The 21,122-nt window shown below is 74.4% G+C and carries 21 protein-coding genes; 8 read left to right on the top strand and 13 right to left on the bottom strand.

The genetic code is table 11. From position 1 onward, the window contains the following. Window positions 1–9: 9 nt before the first annotated feature. Both VG869_02745 and VG869_02750 read left to right on the top strand, forming a co-directional pair. Complete coding sequence (locus VG869_02745) at window positions 10–1,221, top strand: acyl-CoA dehydrogenase family protein (GenBank protein ID HEV3450098.1); 1,212 nt, start codon at window positions 10–12, stop codon at window positions 1,219–1,221. Window positions 1,222–1,290: 69 nt separating this feature from the next. Beyond that, entirely contained in the window at window positions 1,291–2,157 is an 867-nt protein-coding gene (locus tag VG869_02750) for a TIGR03619 family F420-dependent LLM class oxidoreductase (protein ID HEV3450099.1), read from the top strand. A 3-nt stretch (window positions 2,158–2,160) separates the two neighbouring features. Here VG869_02750 and VG869_02755 read toward each other — a convergent pair whose 3' ends face one another. Genes VG869_02755 through VG869_02770 form a run of 4 tightly spaced genes read right to left on the bottom strand, consistent with a single transcriptional unit; the run spans window position 2,161 to window position 7,626 of the window. Beyond that, a complete protein-coding gene (locus tag VG869_02755; GenBank protein HEV3450100.1) occupies window positions 2,161–3,258 on the bottom strand; it encodes an acetate/propionate family kinase in 1,098 nt (365 codons plus the stop codon). Further along, window positions 3,255–5,609, bottom strand: a complete 2,355-nt coding sequence (locus tag VG869_02760; protein HEV3450101.1) for a phosphoketolase family protein — start codon at window positions 5,607–5,609, stop codon at window positions 3,255–3,257. The genes VG869_02755 and VG869_02760 overlap by 4 nt, the downstream gene beginning before the upstream one ends. A gap of 31 nt (window positions 5,610–5,640) precedes the next feature. After that, complete coding sequence (locus tag VG869_02765; GenBank protein HEV3450102.1) at window positions 5,641–6,435, bottom strand: aldose 1-epimerase; 795 nt, start codon at window positions 6,433–6,435, stop codon at window positions 5,641–5,643. Window positions 6,436–6,438: 3 nt separating this feature from the next. After that, the gene (locus tag VG869_02770) at window positions 6,439–7,626 is read right to left on the bottom strand and encodes an acetyl-CoA C-acyltransferase (GenBank protein HEV3450103.1); all 1,188 of its coding nucleotides are present in this window, start codon (window positions 7,624–7,626) and stop codon (window positions 6,439–6,441) included. A 50-nt stretch (window positions 7,627–7,676) separates the two neighbouring features. Between VG869_02770 and VG869_02775 the strand changes: the two genes are divergently transcribed. Further along, window positions 7,677–9,455, top strand: coding sequence for an FAD-binding protein (locus VG869_02775; GenBank protein ID HEV3450104.1), 1,779 nt, complete (start codon window positions 7,677–7,679; stop codon window positions 9,453–9,455). Between the two features lie 3 nt (window positions 9,456–9,458). Here the strand turns inward: VG869_02775 and VG869_02780 are convergent, their stop codons facing one another. After that, a complete protein-coding gene (locus VG869_02780; GenBank protein ID HEV3450105.1) occupies window positions 9,459–9,983 on the bottom strand; it encodes a DoxX family protein in 525 nt (174 codons plus the stop codon). Between the two features lie 83 nt (window positions 9,984–10,066). Between VG869_02780 and VG869_02785 the strand changes: the two genes are divergently transcribed. Further along, complete coding sequence (locus tag VG869_02785; protein HEV3450106.1) at window positions 10,067–11,260, top strand: amidohydrolase family protein; 1,194 nt, start codon at window positions 10,067–10,069, stop codon at window positions 11,258–11,260. A gap of 33 nt (window positions 11,261–11,293) precedes the next feature. Here VG869_02785 and VG869_02790 read toward each other — a convergent pair whose 3' ends face one another. Then, window positions 11,294–11,485: a hypothetical protein gene (locus VG869_02790; GenBank protein ID HEV3450107.1), complete on the bottom strand. Its 192-nt coding sequence runs from the start codon at window positions 11,483–11,485 to the stop codon at window positions 11,294–11,296. A gap of 198 nt (window positions 11,486–11,683) precedes the next feature. Between VG869_02790 and VG869_02795 the strand changes: the two genes are divergently transcribed. Further along, window positions 11,684–12,103, top strand: a complete 420-nt coding sequence (locus VG869_02795; GenBank protein ID HEV3450108.1) for a secondary thiamine-phosphate synthase enzyme YjbQ — start codon at window positions 11,684–11,686, stop codon at window positions 12,101–12,103. Between the two features lie 12 nt (window positions 12,104–12,115). Here VG869_02795 and VG869_02800 read toward each other — a convergent pair whose 3' ends face one another. Then, window positions 12,116–12,352 carry a hypothetical protein gene (locus VG869_02800; GenBank protein ID HEV3450109.1) on the bottom strand — a complete coding sequence of 79 codons (237 nt, stop codon included), beginning with the start codon at window positions 12,350–12,352 and terminating at the stop codon, window positions 12,116–12,118. 63 nt (window positions 12,353–12,415) lie between these two features. Here VG869_02800 and VG869_02805 point away from each other — a divergent pair, with 63 nt between their 5' ends. After that, on the top strand, window positions 12,416–14,083 hold the full coding sequence (locus VG869_02805; protein ID HEV3450110.1) for a DEDD exonuclease domain-containing protein: 1,668 nt from the start codon (window positions 12,416–12,418) through the stop codon (window positions 14,081–14,083). Here the strand turns inward: VG869_02805 and VG869_02810 are convergent. Genes VG869_02810 through VG869_02825 form a run of 4 tightly spaced genes read right to left on the bottom strand, consistent with a single transcriptional unit; the run spans window position 14,050 to window position 17,301 of the window. Then, window positions 14,050–14,769: a hypothetical protein gene (locus tag VG869_02810; protein ID HEV3450111.1), complete on the bottom strand. Its 720-nt coding sequence runs from the start codon at window positions 14,767–14,769 to the stop codon at window positions 14,050–14,052. The genes VG869_02805 and VG869_02810 overlap by 34 nt on opposite strands. Window position 14,770: 1 nt before the next feature. After that, entirely contained in the window at window positions 14,771–15,823 is a 1,053-nt protein-coding gene (gene trpD / locus VG869_02815; GenBank protein ID HEV3450112.1) for an anthranilate phosphoribosyltransferase, read from the bottom strand. 16 nt (window positions 15,824–15,839) lie between these two features. Continuing rightward, window positions 15,840–17,009, bottom strand: coding sequence for an acyl-CoA dehydrogenase family protein (locus VG869_02820; protein HEV3450113.1), 1,170 nt, complete (start codon window positions 17,007–17,009; stop codon window positions 15,840–15,842). Window positions 17,010–17,058: 49 nt separating this feature from the next. Then, window positions 17,059–17,301, bottom strand: a complete 243-nt coding sequence (locus VG869_02825) for a WhiB family transcriptional regulator (GenBank protein ID HEV3450114.1) — start codon at window positions 17,299–17,301, stop codon at window positions 17,059–17,061. A gap of 241 nt (window positions 17,302–17,542) precedes the next feature. On the opposite strand from VG869_02825, the gene VG869_02830 reads away from it, so the two are divergent. Further along, window positions 17,543–17,998 (top strand): hypothetical protein, encoded by a 456-nt coding sequence (locus VG869_02830; GenBank protein ID HEV3450115.1) that lies wholly within the window; start codon window positions 17,543–17,545, stop codon window positions 17,996–17,998. Between the two features lie 4 nt (window positions 17,999–18,002). Here the strand turns inward: VG869_02830 and VG869_02835 are convergent, their stop codons facing one another. After that, window positions 18,003–19,514 (bottom strand): glycosyltransferase 87 family protein, encoded by a 1,512-nt coding sequence (locus tag VG869_02835; protein HEV3450116.1) that lies wholly within the window; start codon window positions 19,512–19,514, stop codon window positions 18,003–18,005. A gap of 114 nt (window positions 19,515–19,628) precedes the next feature. On the opposite strand from VG869_02835, the gene VG869_02840 reads away from it, so the two are divergent. Continuing rightward, window positions 19,629–20,651 (top strand): phosphatase PAP2 family protein, encoded by a 1,023-nt coding sequence (locus tag VG869_02840; GenBank protein HEV3450117.1) that lies wholly within the window; start codon window positions 19,629–19,631, stop codon window positions 20,649–20,651. Here VG869_02840 and VG869_02845 read toward each other — a convergent pair. Then, window positions 20,635–21,081: a pentapeptide repeat-containing protein gene (locus VG869_02845; protein HEV3450118.1), complete on the bottom strand. Its 447-nt coding sequence runs from the start codon at window positions 21,079–21,081 to the stop codon at window positions 20,635–20,637. The genes VG869_02840 and VG869_02845 overlap by 17 nt on opposite strands. Window positions 21,082–21,122 lie beyond the last annotated feature (41 nt).

A 21,122-nucleotide genomic window follows, 5' to 3' on the forward strand; every position in this document is an offset into this window, starting at 1 on the left:
GAGGTAGCCGTGGACTTCTCCCACACCCCCGAGGACGAGGCGTTCCGCGACGAGCTGCGGGCCTGGCTCGACGTCCAGCTGCCGAAGTTCCTGGCCGACTGGGGCGGCGACGAGGACCCCGGCGGCGGCCGGACCGGGGGCGGGGTCGCCCGCACCCAGGAGCGACGCAAGGACTGGCAGCGGCGGCTGAACGAGGGGCGGTGGGCGGCGATCAACTGGCCGCGGGACTGGGGCGGCCGCGAGGCGACCCCGGTGCAGAACGTCATCTACTCCGAGGAGATGGCCCGGGTCCGGGCCCCCGGCATCTACAACGCCAACGGCATCTGGCAGATCGGCCCGATGATCATCCAGTGGGGCACCGACGACCAGCGCCAGCGGTGGCTCCCCGGCATCCTGAGCGCCGACGTTCACTGGTGCCAGGGGTTCAGCGAGCCGCAGGCCGGCTCGGACCTCGCGAACCTGCGCACCACGGCCGTGCGCGACGGCGACGAGTACGTCGTGAACGGTCAGAAGATCTGGATCTCGACCGCGCACCTCGCCAAGTGGGGCCTGTTCCTGTTTCGCACCGACCCGCAGGCGATCGAGCGCGGCGCCAAGCACGAGGGGATCACCGCGTTCATCGTCGACATGGAGACGCCGGGCATCGAGTGCCGCCCGATCCGCGACATCGTCGGCGACGAGATGTTCAACGAGGTGTGGTTCACGGAGGTGCGGATCCCGGCTGACTGCCGGCTCGGCGACGAGGGCGCGGGCTGGCAGGTCGCCATGGGCACACTCGGACGGGAACGGGTCGGGACCGCCGGTCTCGCCATCACCATGGCCGCCGACCTGCGGGCGATGATCTCGGCGGCGCGAGCCGTGAACCCCGAGGCCCTCGCCGACCCCGAGATCCGCGAGCGGATCGCCCGCGCCCACACCGACATCGAGTTCACGAAGCTCCTGAACTACCGGGCGCTCACGAAGATCATCAAGGGTCAGAAGAACTGGCCCGAGGTTCCGCTGGCGAAGCTGCAGTGGAGCCACCTCGCCCAGACCCTGGCCGAGCTCGCCGTCGACCTGCTGGGCCCGAACGGGCTGCTGGCCCGCGGCGGCCCCGACGCGGTGGACGGCGGCACGTGGACGCGCTTGTACAGCTTCCAGCGGTACACGTCGATCGGCGCTGGCGCGACCGAGGTGCAGAAGAACATCATCGCCGACCGGGCGTTGCTGCCGCGCAAGTGACCGGCTGGGGCGCCGCTCCCACCGGCGCGGTCCCCGGCTCCGCCGGGTCGGCCCGAACCTGAGCCGTCGATGCGGTTCGGCATCGTGACGCCGGTCCTGACCCGGCTGCCCCGCGCGCACGCCCGCTGGGAGGCCGAGGCGGGCATCGACGAGGTGACGCGGATCGTCGTCGGCGCCGAGCAGCTCGGCTACGAGTTCGCGACCTGCAGCGAGCACGTCGCCGTCCCGAAGGACGTGGCACCGGTGCGCGGGGCCACGTACTGGGATCCCTTGGCCACCTTCGGATACCTGGCCGCCCACACCGACAGGATCCGGCTGGCCACGTTCGTACTCGTCCTCGGCTACCACCACCCGCTGGCCATCGCCAAGCGCTACGGCACCCTCGACCGGCTCTGTCGCGGCCGTCTGGTCCTCGGCGTCGGCGTGGGATCCCTCGCCGAGGAGTTCGCCCTCCTCGACGCGCCGTTCGCCGACCGCGGCCGCCGTGGCGACGACGCCATCCGAGCGCTGCGAGCCGCCTTCGGCGTGCCCGAGCCTCGGTACGCCGGCTCGCACTACACCTTCGCCGACTTCGTGGTCGATCCCTGCGGGGTCCAGCCCCGCGTCCCGATCTGGGTCGGTGGCCGCACGGCGCGCTCGTTGCGCCGCGCGGTCGAGCTCGGCGACGCGTGGGCGCCGTTCGCGCTCGAGCCCGACGCGGTGGCGGGCCTGCTCCAGGCGGCGGCCGCGACGCCGGCCTGGCGCGAGCGCGACGAGGCGCTCGACGTCGTGTTGCAGCCGACGCGCCCCCTCGACCCCCTCGACGACCCGGGGCCGACCGCCGACGCCGTGGAGGCTCACCGGCGGGCCGGCGCCACGAGCCTGGCGGTTCGAGTGCGCCACCGGTCCCCTGCCCACTACCTCGAGCAGCTCGAGGCGCTGCTGCCGCTGGCCTGAGCGTCAGGCCGCGAGCACGGCCCGGGTATGGCGGGCGATGACGAGGTCCTCGTCGGTCTCGACGACCCGCACCGTCACCGGCGCCCCGGGCGGGCTGACGATCGGGGCGTGGGCGGCGTTGCGCCCCGCGTCCACGCCCACGCCCAGGGGCTCGAGCCCGGCGCACGCCTCGGCGCGCACGGAGGCGGCGTGGGCCCCGATCCCGCCGGTGAACACGACCGCGTCGAGGCCGTCGAGGAGCGCGGCGTAAGCGCCGATCTGCATGCGCACCCGGGTGGTGAAGACCTCCACCGCGAGCGCGGCGCGATCGTCGCCGGCGCCACGACGGTCGAGCAGCGTCCGCATGTCGCCGCTCGTCCCCGAGAGCGCGAGGAGGCCGGCCTCCTGGTCGACGAGCCGCTCGAGGCGATCGGCGTCGTACCCGAGCTCGCGGGCGAGGTAGACGAGGACACCCGGATCGAGGTCGCCGCTGCGGCTGCTCATCACGACGCCGCCGGTGGGCGTGAACCCCATGGTGGTGTGCACGGACCGCCCGTCGCGCACGGCGGCGAGGCTGGCGCCGCTGCCGAGGTGCGCGAGCACCGCCCGCCCAAGCGTGTCGGCACCGACGGCACCGACCACGTACTCGTAGGAGAGGCCGTGGAACCCGTAGCGGCGAACGCCCGCGTCGACGAGCGCCGACGGCACCGGGAGACGCCAGGCCGACTCGGGCATCGTCCGGTGGAACGCGGTGTCGAAGCACGCCACCTGGGGCAGCCCCGGATGGCGACGGATGAGCGCCTCCATGACGTCCAGCGTCGCGGGCAGGTGCAAGGGTGCGAACGGCACCGCCGCGCGGAGGTCGCTGAGCAGCCGGTCGTCGACGCGCGCCGGCTGGTCGCGGTGCGGCCCGCCGTGGACGACCCGGTAGCCGATCGCGGTCACGTCGCGCTGCGCCGGTCCCAGCGCGTCCAGCGCCGCCCCCAGCGCGGCGACGCCGCTCCCGTCGACGCTCGACGCCCCGAGTCGCTCTTCGGCGTCGCCGACGCGGTAGACGGCGCACTTCATCGTGGACGATCCGCCGTTGACGCACAGGACGACCTGGGGGGCCGGGTCGGTCACGAACCCGGCCAGCGCCAGTCGCGCACCTCCGGCAGGTCGACGAGGTGCTCGCGGATGTACCGCGGATGGCGCTTCAGCTGGGCGTTGCAGTACTCGATGACGTCCTCGGCGCTGTCCGGGACCCGGCGGGCCCGACGGAGGGCCTCGATGCACAGGTGGTAGCGGCTCATCCCGTTGCGCACGACCATGTCGAAGGGCGTCGTCGTCGTGCCCTCTTCGCGGTAGCCGCGCACGTGGAACCGATCCGGGCGGGGACGCCCGTGCACCGCGTCGTGCACCGCGCTCGGATAGCCGTGGAACGCGAAGACCACGTCGCGACCGGCGGTGAAGAGCTCGATGAACCGGTCCTCGCCCATCCCGTGCGGGTGCAGCTCGGGCGAGAAGAGCGCCATCAGGTCGACGACGTTCACCACGCGGAGGGCGAGCTCGGGCACGCGCTCGTGGAGGAGTGCGGCCGCCGCCAGCAGCTCCATGGTGGGGATGTCGCCGGCGGAGGCGAGGACCACGTCCGGGTCCTCGCAACCAGGAGTGCCGGCCCAGTCCCAGATCGACGCGCCCCGCAGGCAGTGCTCGCGAGCCTCCTCCATGCCGAGCCACTGGGGCTGGGGCTGCTTGTCGATCACGATCAGGTTCACCTGGTCGCGGCTACGCAGGCAATGGTCGGCGACCGAGAGGAGGCAGTTGGCGTCCGGGGGGAAGTAGATGCGGGCCACGTTGCCGCGCTTGGTGATGACGATGTCGATCAGGCCCGGGCCCTGATGGCTGAACCCGTTGTGGTCGTTGCGCCACGCCGTCGAGGTCAGCAGCACGTTCAGCGATGCCACCGGCTCGCGCCACGGGAGATCCGCGGCCACCTCGAGCCATTTGGCGTGCTGCACCGTCATCGAGGCCGACACCATCGCGAACGCCTCGTACGTCGCGAACACGCCGTGGCGACCCGTGAGCAGGTAGCCCTCGAGCCAGCCTTGACAGCTGTGCTCGCTCAGGACCTCCATCACCCGGCCGTCGTTGCTCACGTGGTCGTCGATCGGGATCGTGGGCTCGAGCAGGCAGCGGTTCTCGACCTCGAACACGGCCCCGAGCCGGTTCGAGTTGGTCTCGTCGGGACAGAAGAGTCGGAAGTTCGCCGCGGGCTGGTTCTTCACGAACACGTCGCGGAGCAGCTCGCCGAAGCGGGCCGTCGATTCGTGGAGCTCGGCGCCGTGGCGGGGGACGGGGATGGCGTAGCTGCTGGCCGCGGGCAGCTCGAGCGGGGTGAGCACGCGACCGCCGTTGGCGTGCGGGCTGGCGCCCATGCGGCGGTCGCCGGTCGGTGCCAGCTGGGCCAGTTCCGGCCGGAGGCGCCCGTCGGCGTCGAAGAGCTCGTCGGCGCGGTAGGAGCGGAGCCACTCCTCGAGCAGCCGGAGGTGCTCGGGGTTCTCCCGCGGGGTGGGGATCGGGACCTGGTGGGCCCGGAAGGTGCCTTCGACCGGCTCGCCGTCGACGGTCTTGGGCCCGGTCCAGCCCTTGGGGGTGCGCAGCACCACCGCCGGCCACCGGGGACGGGCGCCGACTCCGAGCCGGCGGGCGTCGCCCTGGATCTCGGCGATGGCGTCGAAGCACCGGTCGAGGGTGCCGGCGAGCGCCTCGTGCACCCGGGGCGGGTCGTCGCCGACGACGAAGTGGACGTCGTACCCGTACCCGGCCAGCACCGACGCGACGGCGTCGTCCGAGGAGCGGCCGAACACGGTCGGGCCCGAGATCTTGTACCCGTTCAGGTGCAGGATGGGCAGCACCGCGCCGTCGCGGGCCGGGTTCAGGAAGTCGATGCCCTGCCACGAGCCCGACAGAGGGCCGGTCTCGGCCTCGCCGTCGCCGATGACGCAGGCGACGACCAGGTCGGGGTTGTCGAAGGCGGCGCCGCAGGCGTGTACCAGGGAGTATCCGAGCTCGCCGCCCTCGTGGATCGACCCGGGGGTCGGCACGCTCACGTGGCTCGGCACGCCGTACGGCGTCGAGAACTGCCGGAACAGCCGGGCCATGCCCTCCCGGGTCATCGTGACGTCGGGGTACACCTCGGTGTAGGTGCCCTCGAGGTACACGTTGGCCAGGACCGCGGGGCCGCCGTGCCCCGGACCGGCGATGTAGAGGACGTCGTTGTCACGCTCGCGGATGACGCGGTTCAGGTGCGCGTAGAGGAGGTTGAGACCGGGCGAGGTCCCCCAGTGTCCGAGCAGCCGGGGCTTGATGTGCTCGGGCCGCAGCGGCTCCTGCAGGAGGGGGTTCTCGATCAGGTAGATCTGGCCGACGGTGAGGTAGTTGGCGGCGCGCCAGTAGGCGTCGAGCGCGGCGAGGTCGACGTCGCGAGGCACCGGGCGGATGGTACCCACGGGCCGCGTCGGGCTACCCGGCCCAGCGGAACGTGGCGTGGACCACGAGGGGCTCGCCGGGGGCCACGACCGTCGCGACGCCGAGGTTGACCGCGTCCGGCGGCCCGGACTGGGGCTCGACGCAGACGGCGTGCTCGGGCTCGGTGAACACCACGACCGTCGCGCAGTCGGTCTCGAGCGTGACCGTCAGCGTCCCGGGCCAGTGCAGCACCGCCGCCGGCGAGCCGAGCTGCGTGAAGCAGTCGTCCCACGGCGGGGGCGAGACGCGGACGAGCTCGCCGGTCGGGATGCCCTCGTCGTCGCGGGCGAACATGGCGTCGGCGTGCAGCTCGACCTCGAGCGGCGCCGCCGCCCCCGGGGGTGACCGGTACCACCACGGGTGCCAGCCGCACGTGGCGGGCATCGGGCGGTCGGCCGCGTGGACCTCCAGGGTGAGCGTCAGGGCGTCTCGGGCCAGGGCCGCCCGCTGCACGACCCGGCCGCCGAACGGCCAGGGTGCGCCGAGCGGCACCGAGAGCACCGCCGTCGACGTGGACGCGTCGTCGACCCGCCACCGTCGGTCGCGCACGACGCCGTGGATGGCGTGCGGCGGATCGTTGCACGGCAGCTCGTAGTCGACGCCGTCGAACCGGAACCGGCCGTGGCGGATCCGACCGGCCCACGGGGCCATGGGGAACGCCCCGTAGTTGTGGTCGTCGAGGTCGGGGGGCACGAGCAGGTCGAGGCCCCCGGCCACGAGCCGCTCGACGCGTCCGCCGCGGGCCGGGTCGAGCACGACGGACGCCGAGCCGGCCCGCAGCTCGACCACGGGTCAGGCCAGACGCTCGATCACGGTGGCGTTGGCCTGACCGCCGCCCTCGCACATGGTCTGGAAGCCGTACCGGCCGTCGACCGTCTCGAGGTGGTGCAGCAGCGTCGTCATGATCCGGATCCCGCTGGCACCGAGCGGGTGGCCGATCGCGATGGCGCCGCCGCGGGGGTTGAGCCGAGCGGGGTCGGGTCGGAACTCCTTGGCCCACATCAGCGCGATGGAGGCGAACGCCTCGTTGCACTCCATGGCGTCGAAGTCCTCGATCCGCAGCCCGGAGCGCTCGAGGAGCCGGCGGGTCACCGGGTTCGGCGCCGACAGCACGAGCACGGGGTCGTCCGCGAGCACCGCGAAGTGCGCGATGCGGGCCCGGACCGGCAGGCCGAGCCGCTCGGCGGTCGACCGCTCGGCGATGAGCATCGCCGACGCGCCGTCGCTCATCGGCGAGGAGTTGCCGGCGGTGATGTCGGGGGCCGGCTGGTCGTCGGACACCCAGGCCGGCGGGAGCGCGGCGAGGGCGTCGAGCGAGGTGTCCGGGCGGATCCCCTCGTCCGCGGTCAGCACCGCGCCGGTCGGGGCGCCCTGCGCGTCGCGAATCGGCACCGGGACCAGCTCCTCGGCGAACCACCCGCTCGTGGTGTTCGCGTGCGCCCGTCGATGGCTCTCGAGCGCGAACTCGTCCATCTCGGCGCGGGTGATCCCGAACTTCTCGGCCAGGACCTGGGCGACCCAGAACTGGATCCCGAGCACGCCGTTGCACGCCTCGAGGAACGCCGGGCTGAAGGGCCCGGTCCCGCCCCGAGCGTTGCTGGACATGGGGCTGCGCGTCATCGATTCGACCCCGCAGGCGATCGCGAGGTCGTAGGCGCCGGCGATCACCCCCTGGGCGACGAAGTGGACCGCCTGCTGCGACGACCCGCATTGGCGGTCGACGCTGGTCGCCGGCACGTGCCACGGGAGGCCGGCGGCGACCCAGGCGTTCCGCGTCACGTTGCAGCCCTGCTCGCCGGCCTGGGTGACGCACCCGCCGACGACGTCGTCGACCCGGCCGGGGTCGACGTCGTGACGCTCGAGCAGCGTCCGAAGGGTCAACCCGAGCAGGTCGGTCGGATGCCAGCCCGCGAGCGCGCCCTTGCGCTTCCCGACCGGAGTGCGGACGGTGTCGACGATGACCGCTTCCCGTGTCGGCATGACCTGCTCGTTCCGTGAGACCGGCGGGGTGCAGCCTACGCTGCGCCGCCGTGCGGATCGCCGCCCTGCTGAAGCCGGTGCTGGCCCTCGCCGCCGCCCCGACCGACCGTGAGCGTTCGTGGCGCGAGCAGGACGGTGAGCTCGTCGCCGACCCGTACGGTCTGCGCGCGGTGGCGCAGGCGTGTGAGCTGGCGGCGGCGGTGGGAGACGGCACGGTCACGGTGCTGACGCTCGGACCGGCGCGCGCCGCGGACCTCGTGCGCGCCGCGATGGAGGCCGGCCACGCGACTGACGTGGTGTGCGACGGTGTCCTGCTCGCCGGTCCGGGGTTCGCCGGCTCGGACACGCTGGCGACGGCGCGGGCGCTGGCCGCCGCCGTGTCACGCCGCGACTACGACCTCGTCCTCGCCGGCCGCAGCGACGTCGACGCCGACGTCGGAGGGGTCGGTCCGCAGCTCGCCGAGCTGCTCGGGCTGCCCTTCGTGGGCGGGGCCCGCCACCTGAGCGTCCAGCGCGAGACGCTCCGCGTCCGCTGTGAACGAGACGACGGCTGGGCCCAGGTGGACGTGGAGGTGCCGGCGGTCGTGTCGTGCGCCGAGCGGCTCATCGACCCGAGCTGGACCGCGTCGGCGGCGGCGCCGCCGGGGCCGCTCGAGGTGCTGACCGCGGCCGAGCTCGGGTCGGGGCCGTGGGGGGCGGCGGCGAGCCCGACCCGGACCGGCGCGGTGCGGACCCGGGCGGTGGAGCGGGAGCGGCTCGTGCTCGACGGCGCCGGCGACGACGCGGCGCGTCGGGCCGTGGCCCGGCTCCGCGAGCGCGGCGCGCTCGACGCCCCCGCCGCCCTCGGCGCGCCGATCCCACCGGCGCAGGGCGAGCGCGGCGAGGCGGTGGCGGTGGCGGTCGAGCCGCACCGCTCCCACGTCGGCCGCGAGCTCCTCGGCGCTGCGGCGCGCCTGGCGTCGGCCGTCGACGGTCACGTCGTGGCGGTCAGCCCCGAGCCCCCCGACGCCGAGGCCTTGGCCTCGTGGGGCGCCGACGCGGTCGTGCACCTGCAGGGGTCGGACGTGGAGGAGGACGTCGCCGGCGGCCTGGCGGCCTGGTCGCGGGTCGCGACGCCGTGGGCGATCCTGGCGCCGAGCACGGCCTGGGGTCGTGAGGTGGCGGCGCGAGCCGCGGCGCAGCTCGGGGCCGGCCTGATCGGCGACGCCGTCGAGCTCGCCCTGGGCGAGGACGGCCGCCTGGCCGCCGGGGTCCCCGTGCTCGGCGGGCAGCTGCTCGTCACCGTGAGCGCGTCGTCGCCGGTCCAGCTCGTGGCGGTGCGGCCGGGCTCGCTGGCCCTGCCGAGGCCGCGGGCCGCCGGCCGACCCGAGATCCGCACGATGACGCTCGAGCGCCGGTCGCGGCTCCGGGTGCGCTCCCGCAGCCGCGACGACGACCTCGACCTCCTCGCGCGCGCCCCGATCGTCGTCGGCGTCGGGCTCGGCGTCGACCGCGCCGAGTACCCCGCGCTGGCGCCGCTCCTCGAGGGCCTCGGCGCCGAGCTGGCGGCCACGCGCCCGGTCACCGACCGGCGGTGGCTCCCCCACGCGCGCCAGGTCGGGCTGACCGGACGCGCGATCGCGCCCCGGCTCTACGTGACCGTCGGCGTGCGGGGCGCGTTCGAGCACATGGTCGGTGCCTGCGCCGCGGGGACGATCCTGGCCGTCCACCCGGACCGGGACACCCCGGTCTTCGACGCCGCCGACATCGGGATCGTGGGCGACTGGCACCGCGTCGTGCCCGCGCTCGCGGCGGCCCTCGCCGGCGCCGGTGTCACGACCGGCGGGTGAGCCTCAGCTCGGCTGCTCGGCGGGCGGGCGCCAGAAGACGGCGAGGAATCCCGCGGTGCCGCCCAGTCCCAGCAGGGCGGTGATGAGCAGCGCGGTGCCGTTCTCGAACGGGAACGAGAATCCGACCGCGTGGTCCAGTGACCAGTTCCCCGGGCCGAGGGTTCCGAGCGCGATCGCGACGACGGCGACCGTGACGACGTACTCCCAGCCCTCCCCCGGGTTGTTGATGAAGAAGCCGTTCTTGCGGTGGTTCGTGACCGCGGCGACGAGCAGCAACGAGCAGAGACCGCCGTAGGCCAGCGGGGTGAGGAAGCCGGCGACGAGCGCGACGCCGACGAGGAGCTCGGTGACGGTGACGTTCCAGGCGTGCAGCGGCCCCGGGAGCAGCCCGAGGCTCTCGAACCATCGGGCGATCCCCGGACCGGAACGCGTGGCGGCGAGATGGCGCCACCCGTGGGCGAAGATCATGATCCCGAGCCACACCCGGGCCAGCGCCAGCGCGAAGTCGGTCAGGCTCGGGTCCGTCATCGTCTCCCCCCGGTTCGTGTGAGGCGAGGCTATCCGGGGGGACCTAGGCTGACGGCGACGTCAGGCACGAGCGGGAGCATCGCATGCCGAATGCCGAGGATCTCATCCTGGTCAGCGTCGACGACCACGTGGTCGAGCCGCCGACGCTCTTCGACGCCCATCTGCCGGACAAGTGGAAGCCGTACGCGCCGCGCAGCGTCCACAAGGACGACGGCACCGACGTGTGGGTCTACCAGGACGCCGAGATCCCGAACATCGGCCTCAACGCCGTCGCCGGACGTCCGCCCGAGGAGTACAACATCGAGCCGACGTCGTACGAGATGATCCGCAGCGGCTGCTACGACATCCACGATCGGATCCGCGACATGAGCCGCAACGGGGTGCTCGGCTCGATGTGCTTCCCGAGCTTCGTGCAGTTCTGCGGCCAGCTCTTCTCGCGCTCGAAGGACCTCGACGTCGGGCTGCAGCTCCTGCGCGCCTACAACGACTGGCACATCGACGAGTGGTGCGGCACCTACCCGGGCCGGTTCATCCCGCTGTCGATCCCCCCGATCTGGGACCCGCAGCTCATGGCGGACGAGGTGCGGCGGGTGGCGAAGAAGGGCTGCCACGCCGTGACCTTCTCGGAGAACCCGTTCAAGCTCGGGTGGCCGCACATCTTCGGCGACCACTGGGACCCGTTCTTCGCCGCCTGCCAGGACGAGGGCACGATCATCTGCCTGCACATCGGGTCGTCGTCCACCACCCTCGAGATCGCGCCGGGGGCCCCGATCGACATCATGATCACGCTGACGCCCCTGAACACCATGCAGGCCGCCACCGACCTCCTCTGGTCGTCGGTGCTCCGCCGGTTCCCGAGCCTGCAGTTCGCGCTGTCCGAGGGCGGGACCGGCTGGATCCCCTACTGGCTCGAGCGCGTCGACTACGTCTACCAGCAGCACCGGTTCTGGACCCACCAGGACTTCGGCGACAAGCTGCCGAGCGAGGTCGCGCTCGAGCACTTCACCTTCTGCTTCATCAGCGACCGGTCCGGCGTCGAGGACCGTCACCGCATCGGGCTCGACAACATCACGTGGGAGTGCGACTACCCCCACTCCGACTCCACGTGGCCGCACTCGCCCGAGGCGATCGCCAAGCAGCTCGAAGGGGTGCCCGAGGACGAGATCGCGAAGATCACGCACGAGAACGCGATGCGCATCTTCCGCTTCGACCCCTTCGCGCACCGGGCGAAGGAGCAGGCGACCGTGGGCGCGCTGCGCCGCGAGGTCGGGGCCTGACGTCGCCACCGGGCCCGGCCCGGCCCGGGCCGGCTAGGGCTCGGGGCGCGTGACGTGGCGCAGGCCAGGGACGAGCCCGGCGCCGGCGAGGCACCGCAGCGCTCGCTCCTCGTCGAGGTCGAGGACCACAGCTGACCGGGGCTGGCGGCGCACCAGGAAGGTGACGACGCAGTCGTCACAGGCCTCGGTGCCCTGCATCACGCACTCGTCGCAGTCGATCCGCACGGCGTCAGCCTCGCGTCCCGGTGTGACAGCCCAGCCGGCGTCGGAGGCCGGCCGTCCAGGCCCGGCCGGGCGTGGTCGAAGCGCCAACCGCGGTCGCGGCGCGGCGCGGGTCCGAGGCGGCCCTGCGGTCCGGGTGACGGCGAGACGACGGTGGATCGGCGGCACCGGGCCGAACGGCGACGCATACACTCCCGCCCCGTGCAGGCCAGCTGCGAGGAGCTGCGGATCTCGACCGCGGGCGACGGCGAGGTCATCGACCTGACCGAGCGGGCGCAGCGCGTCGTCGAGGAGACGAACGTGCGCGACGGGCTGTGCACGGTGTTCGTCGCCCATTCCACCTGCGCCGTGACGACGATCGAGTGCGAGCCCGGCTGCAACGCCGACCTCAACGTCGTGCTCGAGGAGGTGGTGCCCCGCGGCCGGCGCTGGGAGCACAACGTCCGCAACGCCGACACGAACGGCCACGCCCACGTGCGCGCCGCGCTGCTCGGTCCGTCGGTCAGCGTCCCGGTCCGGGACGGTCGGCTGGCGGTCGGCACCTGGCAGCGCATCGTCTGCATCGACCTCGACGACCGCCCCCGGACCCGCACGATCCTCGTCCAGGTACTCGGCGCCTGACCCGCGGGTCGGTCAGCCCGTCGCGGCGGCGCCGGCCCCCGGCGGCGTCGATTCGATCGCGTCACCGGCGGCCCCGCACCAGCGGCACCGCACCTCGGCCACCCGCTCCTCGAGGATCGACTCGTCCTCGACCGTGAGGTCCCCGGCCAGGTTGTAGTGGTGGAAGGCCTGCGTGCGGCGTACCGCCACCACGTCGAAGCGGGTCACGTTCCCGCACGCCGTGCACCGGTAGCGCGCCGCCGGGCCCACCGTCGCACTGTAGCCGGGGTTGCTCTCGTCGTCGAACATATGTTCGGCTACGCTGCCGAGGGCATGCCGACGTCGCTCCCCGCCCCGGGCTCCGTGGCGGTCCAGCGCAGCCTCGACGAGCTCGGCGCCCCGCTCCACGAGGTGACGTTCGTGGTCCTCGACCTCGAGACGACGGGCGCCTCCCCGGCCACCTGCGCCATCACCGAGGTCGGGGCGGTGAAGTACCGGGGGGGCGAGTGCCTCGGCGAGCTCCACAGCCTCGTGAACCCGGGGGTGGCGGTCCCGCCGATGATCACGGTGCTCACCGGGATCACGGAGGCGATGGTCCTGCCGGCGCCGCCGATCGACGAGGTGCTCCCGGCGCTCCTCGAGTTCCTCGGTCCGGCTGACCGGACCGTCATCGGTGGTCACAACGTGCGGTTCGACGTCGCCTTCCTCGACGCCGCGCTCACCGCCCGCGGCTACGCGCGTCTCTCGCACCGGCGCGTCGACACCGCGGCGCTGGCTCGGCGGCTGATCCGCGACGAGGTCCCGAACCTGCGGCTGTCCACCCTGGCCCGTCACCTCCGCGTGCGGACCGACCCCATCCACCGGGCCCTCCCGGACGCCCGCGCCACCCTCGAGGTGCTCCACGCCCTGCTCGAGCGGGCCGCCGGCTTCGGGGTGCTCGGGCTCGACGACCTCCTCGAGCTGCCACGGCTGGCCCGCCACCCCTCGGCCGGGAAGCTCGCGCTCACCGCCCGCCTGCCGCGCGGTCCCGGCGTGTACCTGTTTCGGGACCGCGCCGGCCGGGTGCTCTACGTCGGGAAGGCCACGAACCTACGGACCCGGGTGCGCGCGTACTTCTCGACCGACGACCGGCGCAAGGTGCCGCAGCTGCTCCGCGAGACCCAGCGGATCGACCACGTCCGGTGCGCGCATCCGCTGGAGGCCGCGGTGCGCGAGCTTCGGCTCATCGGCGAGCTCCAGCCCCGCTTCAACCGCCGCGCCAAGGGGTGGCGCCAGTACGCGTACCTGCGCCTCACGATGAGCGAGCGGTTCCCACGGCTGGCCGTCGTGCGCGAGGCCGACCCCGCCGCCGGGCTCCACGTCGGGCCGCTGGCCTCGGCTCGCGCCGCCGACGAGCTGCGCGACGCGGTCGAGTCGGCGCTGCCGCTGCGCCGCTGCCGTCGCCGCCTGGGGCCGCGGGCCCAGCTCGGCGGGTCTCCGTGCGTCGCGGCCCAGCTCGGCGTCGCCGCCTGCCCCTGCTCAGGCCTGACGGCGGCGGCGGACTACGCGGCGATCGTGGCGGTCGCGGTGCGGGCGCTGACCCGGGACCCGGGCCTGCTGCTCGGCCCGCTCGAGCGGCGGATGACGGCGATGGCCGCCGCCGGCCGCTTCGAGGCGGCCGCCGCCGCGCGCGACCAGCTCCGGGCGGTCGTCGGCGCCCTCGAGCGGCAGCGTCTCGTCGACGGGCTGCGGCGTGCCGGGCGCCTCGTGCTCGACGGCCCCGAGGGTCGGTTCGAGGTCGTCGACGGTCGGCTGCAGCTGCCCGGGGAGGCGCCCGCGCTGCCGGTCGTCGAGGCCGACCCGCTCACCCGGCGGGACGAGGTCGACGAGATGCTCGAGATCGCCCGGTGGCTGCGCCGCCGGGCGACCACGCTGCGGCCGGCGGTCGTCGACGGGACGCTGGCGTCGCCCCTGCCGCCGCTCCCCCGTTACGAGCCCCGGGTCCGCGCCGCGCGGCGGTGACGGGGCGGGACGCGCGGCGGGGTCTCCACCGCGTCGACGCGGGCCTCGGCGGGAGGGGCGGCCGGCTGCCGGGGGGCGCCACGACGCCGGCGGCGGAGCATGAGCCACCGGCCGCCCTCGACGAAGACCTCGACGAGCACCGTCGTCGCCAGGGCCCAGAGCACGACGATGATCAGCAGGGGCACGAAGCGGCCCAACGTGTGCTTCACGAACACATCGAGCAGCTTCTGGCTGGTGAGGTAGCCGAGGATCGCCGCCGGCACGCCGACGATGGCCAGGCCGACCGGCACCGCGAGCACCCAGGCGCCGATCCGCACGCCGAGCGGCAGCGCGTCGCGGGGGATCCTCCCGGCCTCGCCGCGGCCGTCGCGCTCGGGAAGCGGGACGACCGGCGGCCGGTCACGGGCCGTCGCCACGGGCGCGGCCACCACCGGGCCCGGTGCCACGGGGGGCGGCGGCGAGGGTCGGGGCGGTGGCTCGACGACCGAGCCGGGGGTGGGCGCGCGCCGACGCCGGGGCGGCGGCGGGCTGCCCGAGGTCGAGGTCGCCGCGCCCGGCGCCGCGGTGCGCGCCGCGGGCGGGACCTTCAGGACCTGCCCGCACTGGTCGCACCGGAAGGTGTCGCCGTTGAGGCCGTCGAGGCGGGTCCTCGTCCCGCAGCTCGGGCACTCGAGCGCGCGCGACATCTCAGGCCGCTTCCGCGTCTCGCGCCGCCACGCTGGTCCGCACGAACGCGTCGAGCGCCGCCGCGGCGCGGCCGTCGTCGATCGCGTCGGCCGCCTGGGCCAGGCCGTCGGCGAGGCCGTCGGCGAGGCCGGCGACGACGATGGCGGCGGCGGCGTTCAGGGCGGCGACGTCTCGCACCGGTCCCCGCTGGCCCGCCAGCACCCGGTGCACGGCCTGGGCGTTGCCGGCCGCGTCTCCACCGGCGAGCGCGGCGCGCTCGACCCGCGCCAGGCCGAGCGTGGTGGGATCGAGGTCGCTGCGCCGGATCGCCCCGTCGCGCAGCTCGAACATCGTGGAGGTCGTGGTCGTGGTCAGCTCGTCGAGCCCGTCGTGGCCGTAGAAGACGAGGGCCCGCTCGACGCCGAGCTCCGCGAGTGCGCCGACGATCCGCTCGGCCATGGCCGGATCGGACACGCCGACGGTGCGGCGAGGCGCGCCAGCCGGGTTGGCGAGCGGCCCGAGGTAGTTGAAGGTGGTCGGCACGCCGAGCTGGCTGCGGGCGGCGGCGGCGAAGCGAAGGGCGGCGTGGAACCGCGGCGCGAAGCAGAAGCCAATTCCGGCCTCGGTGATGCAGCGGGCGACGCCCTTCGGCCCGAGGTCGATGACGACCCCGAGGGCGTCGAGGACGTCGGCCGACCCGCACCGCGAGGAGGCGGCCCGGTTCCCGTGCTTGGCGACCCGGGCGCCGGCGCCGGCGGCGATCAGCGCCGCCATCGTCGAGACGTTCACGGTGCCGGCTCGGTCACCACCGGTGCCGCACGTGTCGACGAGCGGACCGGTGTCGTCGACCTCGACCGTCTCGCTGCGGGCCAGCATGGCCCGGACCAGCGCGGCCAGCTCGGCGGGGGTCTCGCCCTTGGCGCGCAGCATCGTCGCGAAGGCGGCGATCTGGGCGTCGGTGGCCTCGCCGCTCAGCACCGACCCGAGCGCGGCCTCGGCGAGCTCGGGCGGCAGCTCCTCGCGGCGGAGCAGACGTCCGAGCACGTCCGGCCAGAGGGCGACGAGGTCGCTCATCGAGCGAGCCGGGGGGTCACGCGTCCCACCAGAGGTCGCGGTCGAGCACCCCGCGGGCGACGAGCCCGAGCTGGATCTGGCTCGTGCCTTCGACGATCGTGAGCTGCTTGGCGTCCCGGTAGTAGAGCTCGAGCGGGTGATCGCGCATGTACCCGGCGGCGCCCAGCAGCTGGAGCGCCTCGCCCGACACCTTCACCCCGAGCTCGGTCGCGTAGTACTTGGCCATGGAGAGGAACGGCACCCACTCTTTCGTGAACTGCCCTCGGTCCGCCATCCAGGCCGCTCGGTAGGTCAGGAGCCGGGCGGCTTCGATCTCCGTGGCCAGCTCCGCGATCTTCCACTGGATCCCCTGGAAGTCGGCGATTGTACGCTCGAAGGCCCGGCGCTGCTGCGCATAGTCCACCGCGTACATCAGCGCCCCCTCGGCCAGACCGATGCCGCGCGCGGCGACGATGGGCCGCATGGCGTTGAGCCCGAGCATGGCGAGCCGGAAGCCCCCGATCTCGCCGATCACGTTCTCGGCCGGCACGCGCGCCTCGTCGAGCAGCAGCTCGCCGGTGTCGACGCCGCGGACGCCCATCTTGCGGTCGATGGTGCCGACCGAGACCCCGGGCGTGTCCCGCTCGACGATGAACGCCGAGACGCTGTCGTGGGCTCGCGAGTCGACGGGACCGGTCTTGGCGAAGACGCAGTACCAGTCGGCTTGGCGGACGCCGGACATCCAGCACTTCGTCCCGCTGATGAGCCAATCGTCGCCGTCGCGCCGGGCGCGGGTGCGGATCCCCATGACGTCGCTGCCGGCTTGGGGCTCGGAGAGCCCGAACCCGGCTCGGGCGGCGCCGGTGGCGACGGGGGTGACGTAGCGGCGCTGCTGCTCGTCGCTGCCGGCGATGAGCACCGGGCCGGTGGGCAGCCGGGTCAGGAGGAGCATGAGCGCGGCCGCCTGCGAGTACTTCGAGACCTCTTCGACCGCGAGCGTCAGCCCGAAGATCCCGGCGCCGGCGCCACCCAGCTCCTCGGGGATGCAGAGCCCGGTCAGCCCGGCGTCGACGAACAGCTCGAAGAGGTCCTGGGGGTACTCGTCGGTCTCGTCGATAGCCCGGGCCCGGGGCGCCACGCGCTCCTGGGCGAGCTTGCGGACCGTGGCCTGGAGCTCGGCGAGCTCGGGCGTCAGGTCGAACTGCACCGCCGGAAGGGTACCGGCGGACCTGGCGCCGGCTCGGGCGCCGTCCCGGTCAGGCGCTCTTCCGACGCTGGCGGAGGACTCGGCGCCGCTCGCGGGCGGTCATGCCGCCCCAGACGCCGTCCTTCTCCCGGGCCGTGAGGGCGTACTCGAGGCAGGGCTCGCGGACGGGGCACACGGCGCAGATCGCCTTCGCCTCGGCGCCGTCGTCCTCGTCACTGGGATGGAAGATCTCGGGGTCGACACCCCGACATCGGGCCTGGCTCCGCCAGGCGCCGATCGCCCGCATGGCCATCGGGCATCACCGCTTTCTTGGGCCGCCCCCCTGGGGGAGGGGAACATCGGTGGAACGGATCCAACATCGGCCTGTATTCCCGCCGACCTGAGGCGCAGTCCGCCGGGGTGCTGAGCCCCCGTGCCCCCGGGCCCCGGGCCTCCGGGGGGGCCGGCGACCCCGGCGGCGCCGCCCGGGCCGGCCGGCCCGCCCCGCCCGGGGTGGGCGCGATGATCGATCGGGCCGAGCCGAGGAGCAGCCCATGCGGCGAGACGGGGTCGAGGGGGGCGCGGTCCTGCGCGGGGCGGCGGTGGGCCTGGCCCTCATCGTCCCGGTGACGATCGTCCGGGCGGTGCTCGAGCGCGACGTCACGGACTTCTCGACCAGCGCCTGGGTCTACCCCCTGTCGGCCTTGATCCTCGTCGCCTACGGCCTGGCCGGGGGCGTGGGGGGACGGACGGCCAGGGCCGCGCCACTCCAGAACGGCGCCGCAGCGGCGGCGGGGGCGGTGGTGCTGTGGGTGCCGGTCCGGGTCCTGATCTGGGTCCTGCGGGAGACCGACCGCGGGCTGCTGGCCGGAGACCGGGCCGCGCTGCCGCCCGGCCAGCTGCTCGGGGCTCTGGCCCTGGCCGCCGTCGTCGGGACGGTTGGCGCCGCGGTGGCCACGCGGGTGCGGCGGGCCCACCCGGTGTCGCCGCTCCCGCCGCCCCGAGGATGAAGGCTCACCGCCGCCGGTAGGCGACCACACCGTCGATGGTCGCGACCGGCCGATACCCGCGGCGGAGGAAGCGGCCGAAGCGCGGGAACCGGGCGATCGCCTCGTAGCGCCCGTTCCGGACGTTGGCCGGGGCGAGGTCGAGCACGAGCATGGGGGGGTGGGCACGGAGGTCGGCCTCGAAGTCGGACCAGGCTCCGGGCGCGGCGTCGTCCATGCCGGCCACGCTCGGGGGCCGGCCGCCGCTCTCGCCGGTGAGGAACTCCGTGGTCTCGAAACGGGTCGCCGGGGGCCGGTCCGACCGCCAGTACACCTCGGGCAGGTGACCCCACACCAGGACGCGGTCGTTCGGCGCGACCGTGCGCTGCACGTAGCGGGTGAGGTCGGCGGCCACGACCTCGGTGTGGGAGGGGCGGCTCCCGATCTGCTGGTGCGCGAAGAACGCGATGGGGACGGCGAGGGCGAGCGCGGTCGCGGCCCAGGCCCGCCGGGACGCGGCGACGAGCGGCCGGGTGGCGAGCAGGGCCAGCGGGGGCAGCAGCTGGAGGTAGTAGTGGCCGAAGAAGCGCAGCCCGGTGGCCACGGCGACGACCGCCGAGGCGGTCCACAGCCACAGGTCGACGTCGAGGCGCCGCCGCCGCCAGGCCAGCGCCGCCAGCCCGACCAGGGCGACGTTGGCGAGCACGAACCAGAGCGTCTGCACCAGCCCCCGGTGGATCGTGAAGCCGACCGCCCCCCCGGTGGCGAGGTAGCCGCCGTTGCCGGTGAACACCCAGTGGAGGAAGTCCGAGCCGCCGAGGGCGAACGTCGCGACCACGATCGGCGCCGCGAACCCGAGGCCGAGCCGGGCCAGGCGGCGGGATCGACCGTCGGGTCCGGGCCGCCAGGCGAGGAGCGCGGCCGGGAGCAGCGTGGCGGCGGCGGTCTGCTTCGTGAGGGTGGCGAGGCCGAGCGCGGCGCCCGCCGCGAGGGGGCGCGCCCGCGCCGCGAGCACGAAGCCGGCCACCATGAGCGGGAGCATGAAGCGCTCGAAGTTCGCGGCCTGCGCGTCGGTGGCGTAGAGGGCGGCGGAGCCGCCGAGGAAGAGGAGACCGGCGATGAGGCCCGCGTGGTCGCGGGCGAACCGCCGCCGCGCCTCCGCCGCGAGCAGCAGCGCCGTCGCCAGGTCGGCGCCGAGGGCGAGGATCCGCACCGCCAGCAGGTCGTCGCGGCCCGTGACCGCGAAGGTGGCGGCGTAGAGGTACGGGACGACCGGCGGCTTGCGGTCGACGGTGTCGACGTAGAGACGGCCGCCGCGGTTCAGCACCTGGGCCTGGGTGGCGGCGTAGGCCTCGTCGGAGTTGAACGAGCGGTTCGTCAGCGACGGGACGTGCACGGCGATCGCCGCGAGCGCGAGCACGAGGACGAGCAGCGGGCCGCGGGTCACCGACCGGCGCGTCGGCGCCGCCGCGCGTGCGCTCGCGGGCGCAGCAGTCGGGGCGGCGGGCGGCGCGTCCGCGGGGTCGGCCGCCGAGCGCATGCAACGCGGAGCGTACCGGCGGAGCGACGCGACGAGGCCGCGTACCCACCGGGAGCGAGGTCCTCCCCTACTATTCGGAACCTTGCGCGCCTCCCTCCGTCGCACGCCCCCCGGATGACGGCCGACCCCGCGACCCTCGAGGTCGCGGAGGTGGGGACCTCGCCCCCGTACGGCGCGGCGCGCCGGCGGTGGCGCCCGACCCGCCTCCAGGTCTCGCTGGCGGTGTGGCTGCTGGCCGTGGGCGTGCTCCTGGCCCGGTGGGGCGTGACGACCGACCGGACCCACCTGTTCACGATCATCGGGACCGGCCTCGTGGCCACGGGCGCGGGACGTCTGCGCCACGTGGCCCGCGTGGTGCGGGACTGGGCCCCGCTGTTCGTGGTCCTGTTCGCGTACGACCTGCTGCGAGGCCAGGCCGACCACTGGTTCACGGTCCACGTCACGCCGCAGATCGACGCCGACAAGTTCATGTTCGGGACGGTCCCGACGGTGTGGCTGCAGCGCGCCATCTTCACGCCGGGTCAGCCCCACTGGTGGGACTACCTCTCGTTCCTCGTCTACCTGTCGCACTTCTTCGCCGCGATCCTCGTCGCCGCCGCCCTCTGGAAGTTCGCCTACCACCGCTTTCACCGGTTCGCGGCGTTGTTCGTGGCGCTGAGCTTCGCGGGCTTCGTGACGTACGCCTTCTTCCCCGCGGCGCCGCCGTGGCTGGCGAGCCAGTCCCACGCTCTCGCGCCGACCAGCAAGATCGTCGACGAGGTGTGGGTGCACCTCGGCCTCCACAACGGGGCGAGCGTGCTGTCCGCTCGCGGGAGCCTCGCCAACCCGGTGGCGGCGATCCCCTCGCTGCACGGCGCGTACCCGGTGCTGCTGATGCTGTTCTTCTGGCGGTCGGCCGGGCGGTGGCGCTGGCTCCTGCCGCTGTACCCGCTGGCGATGGCGTTCGCGCTCGTGTATATGGGCGAGCACTACGTGTTCGACATCTTCTTGGGCTGGGTCTACGCCGTCGTCGTGTACGCCGTCGGCGTTCGCGTCGCCGAGGCCTGGGGGCGCCGGTCGGCGGCCCGCGGCGCGCCGGTGGCCCCGGTGGCGGCCGAGCCCGCGCTGGCCGGGGCGGCGCTCAGCAGTCGTCGTTGAGCACGACCCCGACCGCGACGACGGTCCGGCAGACGATCCCGCGCTCGAGCTGCGCGGCCGAGACCCCCCGGGCCCCGATGAAGGTGGCGCCGTCGAGCCAGGCGTCGTCGAACCTGGTCCCGCGCACGTCCGCCCCGCCGAGGTCGGCGTCCTCGAGGTGAGCGTGGCGCAGGTCGGCGCCGCGCAGGTTGGTGTGCCGCAGTCGGGCCCCGGTCAGCACCGCGGCCGCGAGCTCGGCGCGCCGGAGGTCGGCCCGGGTGAGGTCGGCGCCGTAGAGGTTCGCCATCGCCAGGTGCCCGCGGTACATGTAGGTCCCGATGCACACCGAGCCCGGCTGGATGCCACACCCCCCGACGCTCGTCACCGTCGAGCTGCAGGCCGCCGCGGTCGCGACCGCGACCGCGAGCAGCGCCGTGCGAGCCCGCCTCACGGGGCGGCGTCGGCTTCGGCCCGACACGTCATCGGGCGAGG

The organism is Acidimicrobiia bacterium (assembly GCA_035948415.1).
Lineage (GTDB): Bacteria > Actinomycetota > Acidimicrobiia > IMCC26256 > PALSA-555 > PALSA-555.

Bases quoted from the DNA above. Each gene is read 5' to 3' on its own strand.
- VG869_02770 (HEV3450103.1), bottom strand. From the start codon at position 7,626: ATGCCGACACGGGAAGCGGTCATCGTCGACACCGTCCGCACTCCGGTC.
- VG869_02840 (HEV3450117.1), top strand. From the start codon at position 19,629: ATGACGGCCGACCCCGCGACCCTCGAGGTCGCGGAGGTGGGGACCTCG.
- VG869_02750 (HEV3450099.1), top strand. From the start codon at position 1,291: ATGCGGTTCGGCATCGTGACGCCGGTCCTGACCCGGCTGCCCCGCGCG.
- VG869_02785 (HEV3450106.1), top strand. From the start codon at position 10,067: ATGCCGAATGCCGAGGATCTCATCCTGGTCAGCGTCGACGACCACGTG.
- VG869_02835 (HEV3450116.1), bottom strand. From the start codon at position 19,514: ATGCGCTCGGCGGCCGACCCCGCGGACGCGCCGCCCGCCGCCCCGACT.
- VG869_02825 (HEV3450114.1), bottom strand. From the start codon at position 17,301: ATGGCCATGCGGGCGATCGGCGCCTGGCGGAGCCAGGCCCGATGTCGG.
- VG869_02830 (HEV3450115.1), top strand. From the start codon at position 17,543: ATGCGGCGAGACGGGGTCGAGGGGGGCGCGGTCCTGCGCGGGGCGGCG.
- VG869_02780 (HEV3450105.1), bottom strand. From the start codon at position 9,983: ATGACGGACCCGAGCCTGACCGACTTCGCGCTGGCGCTGGCCCGGGTG.
- VG869_02805 (HEV3450110.1), top strand. From the start codon at position 12,416: ATGCCGACGTCGCTCCCCGCCCCGGGCTCCGTGGCGGTCCAGCGCAGC.
- trpD (HEV3450112.1), bottom strand. From the start codon at position 15,823: ATGAGCGACCTCGTCGCCCTCTGGCCGGACGTGCTCGGACGTCTGCTC.
- VG869_02810 (HEV3450111.1), bottom strand. From the start codon at position 14,769: ATGTCGCGCGCGCTCGAGTGCCCGAGCTGCGGGACGAGGACCCGCCTC.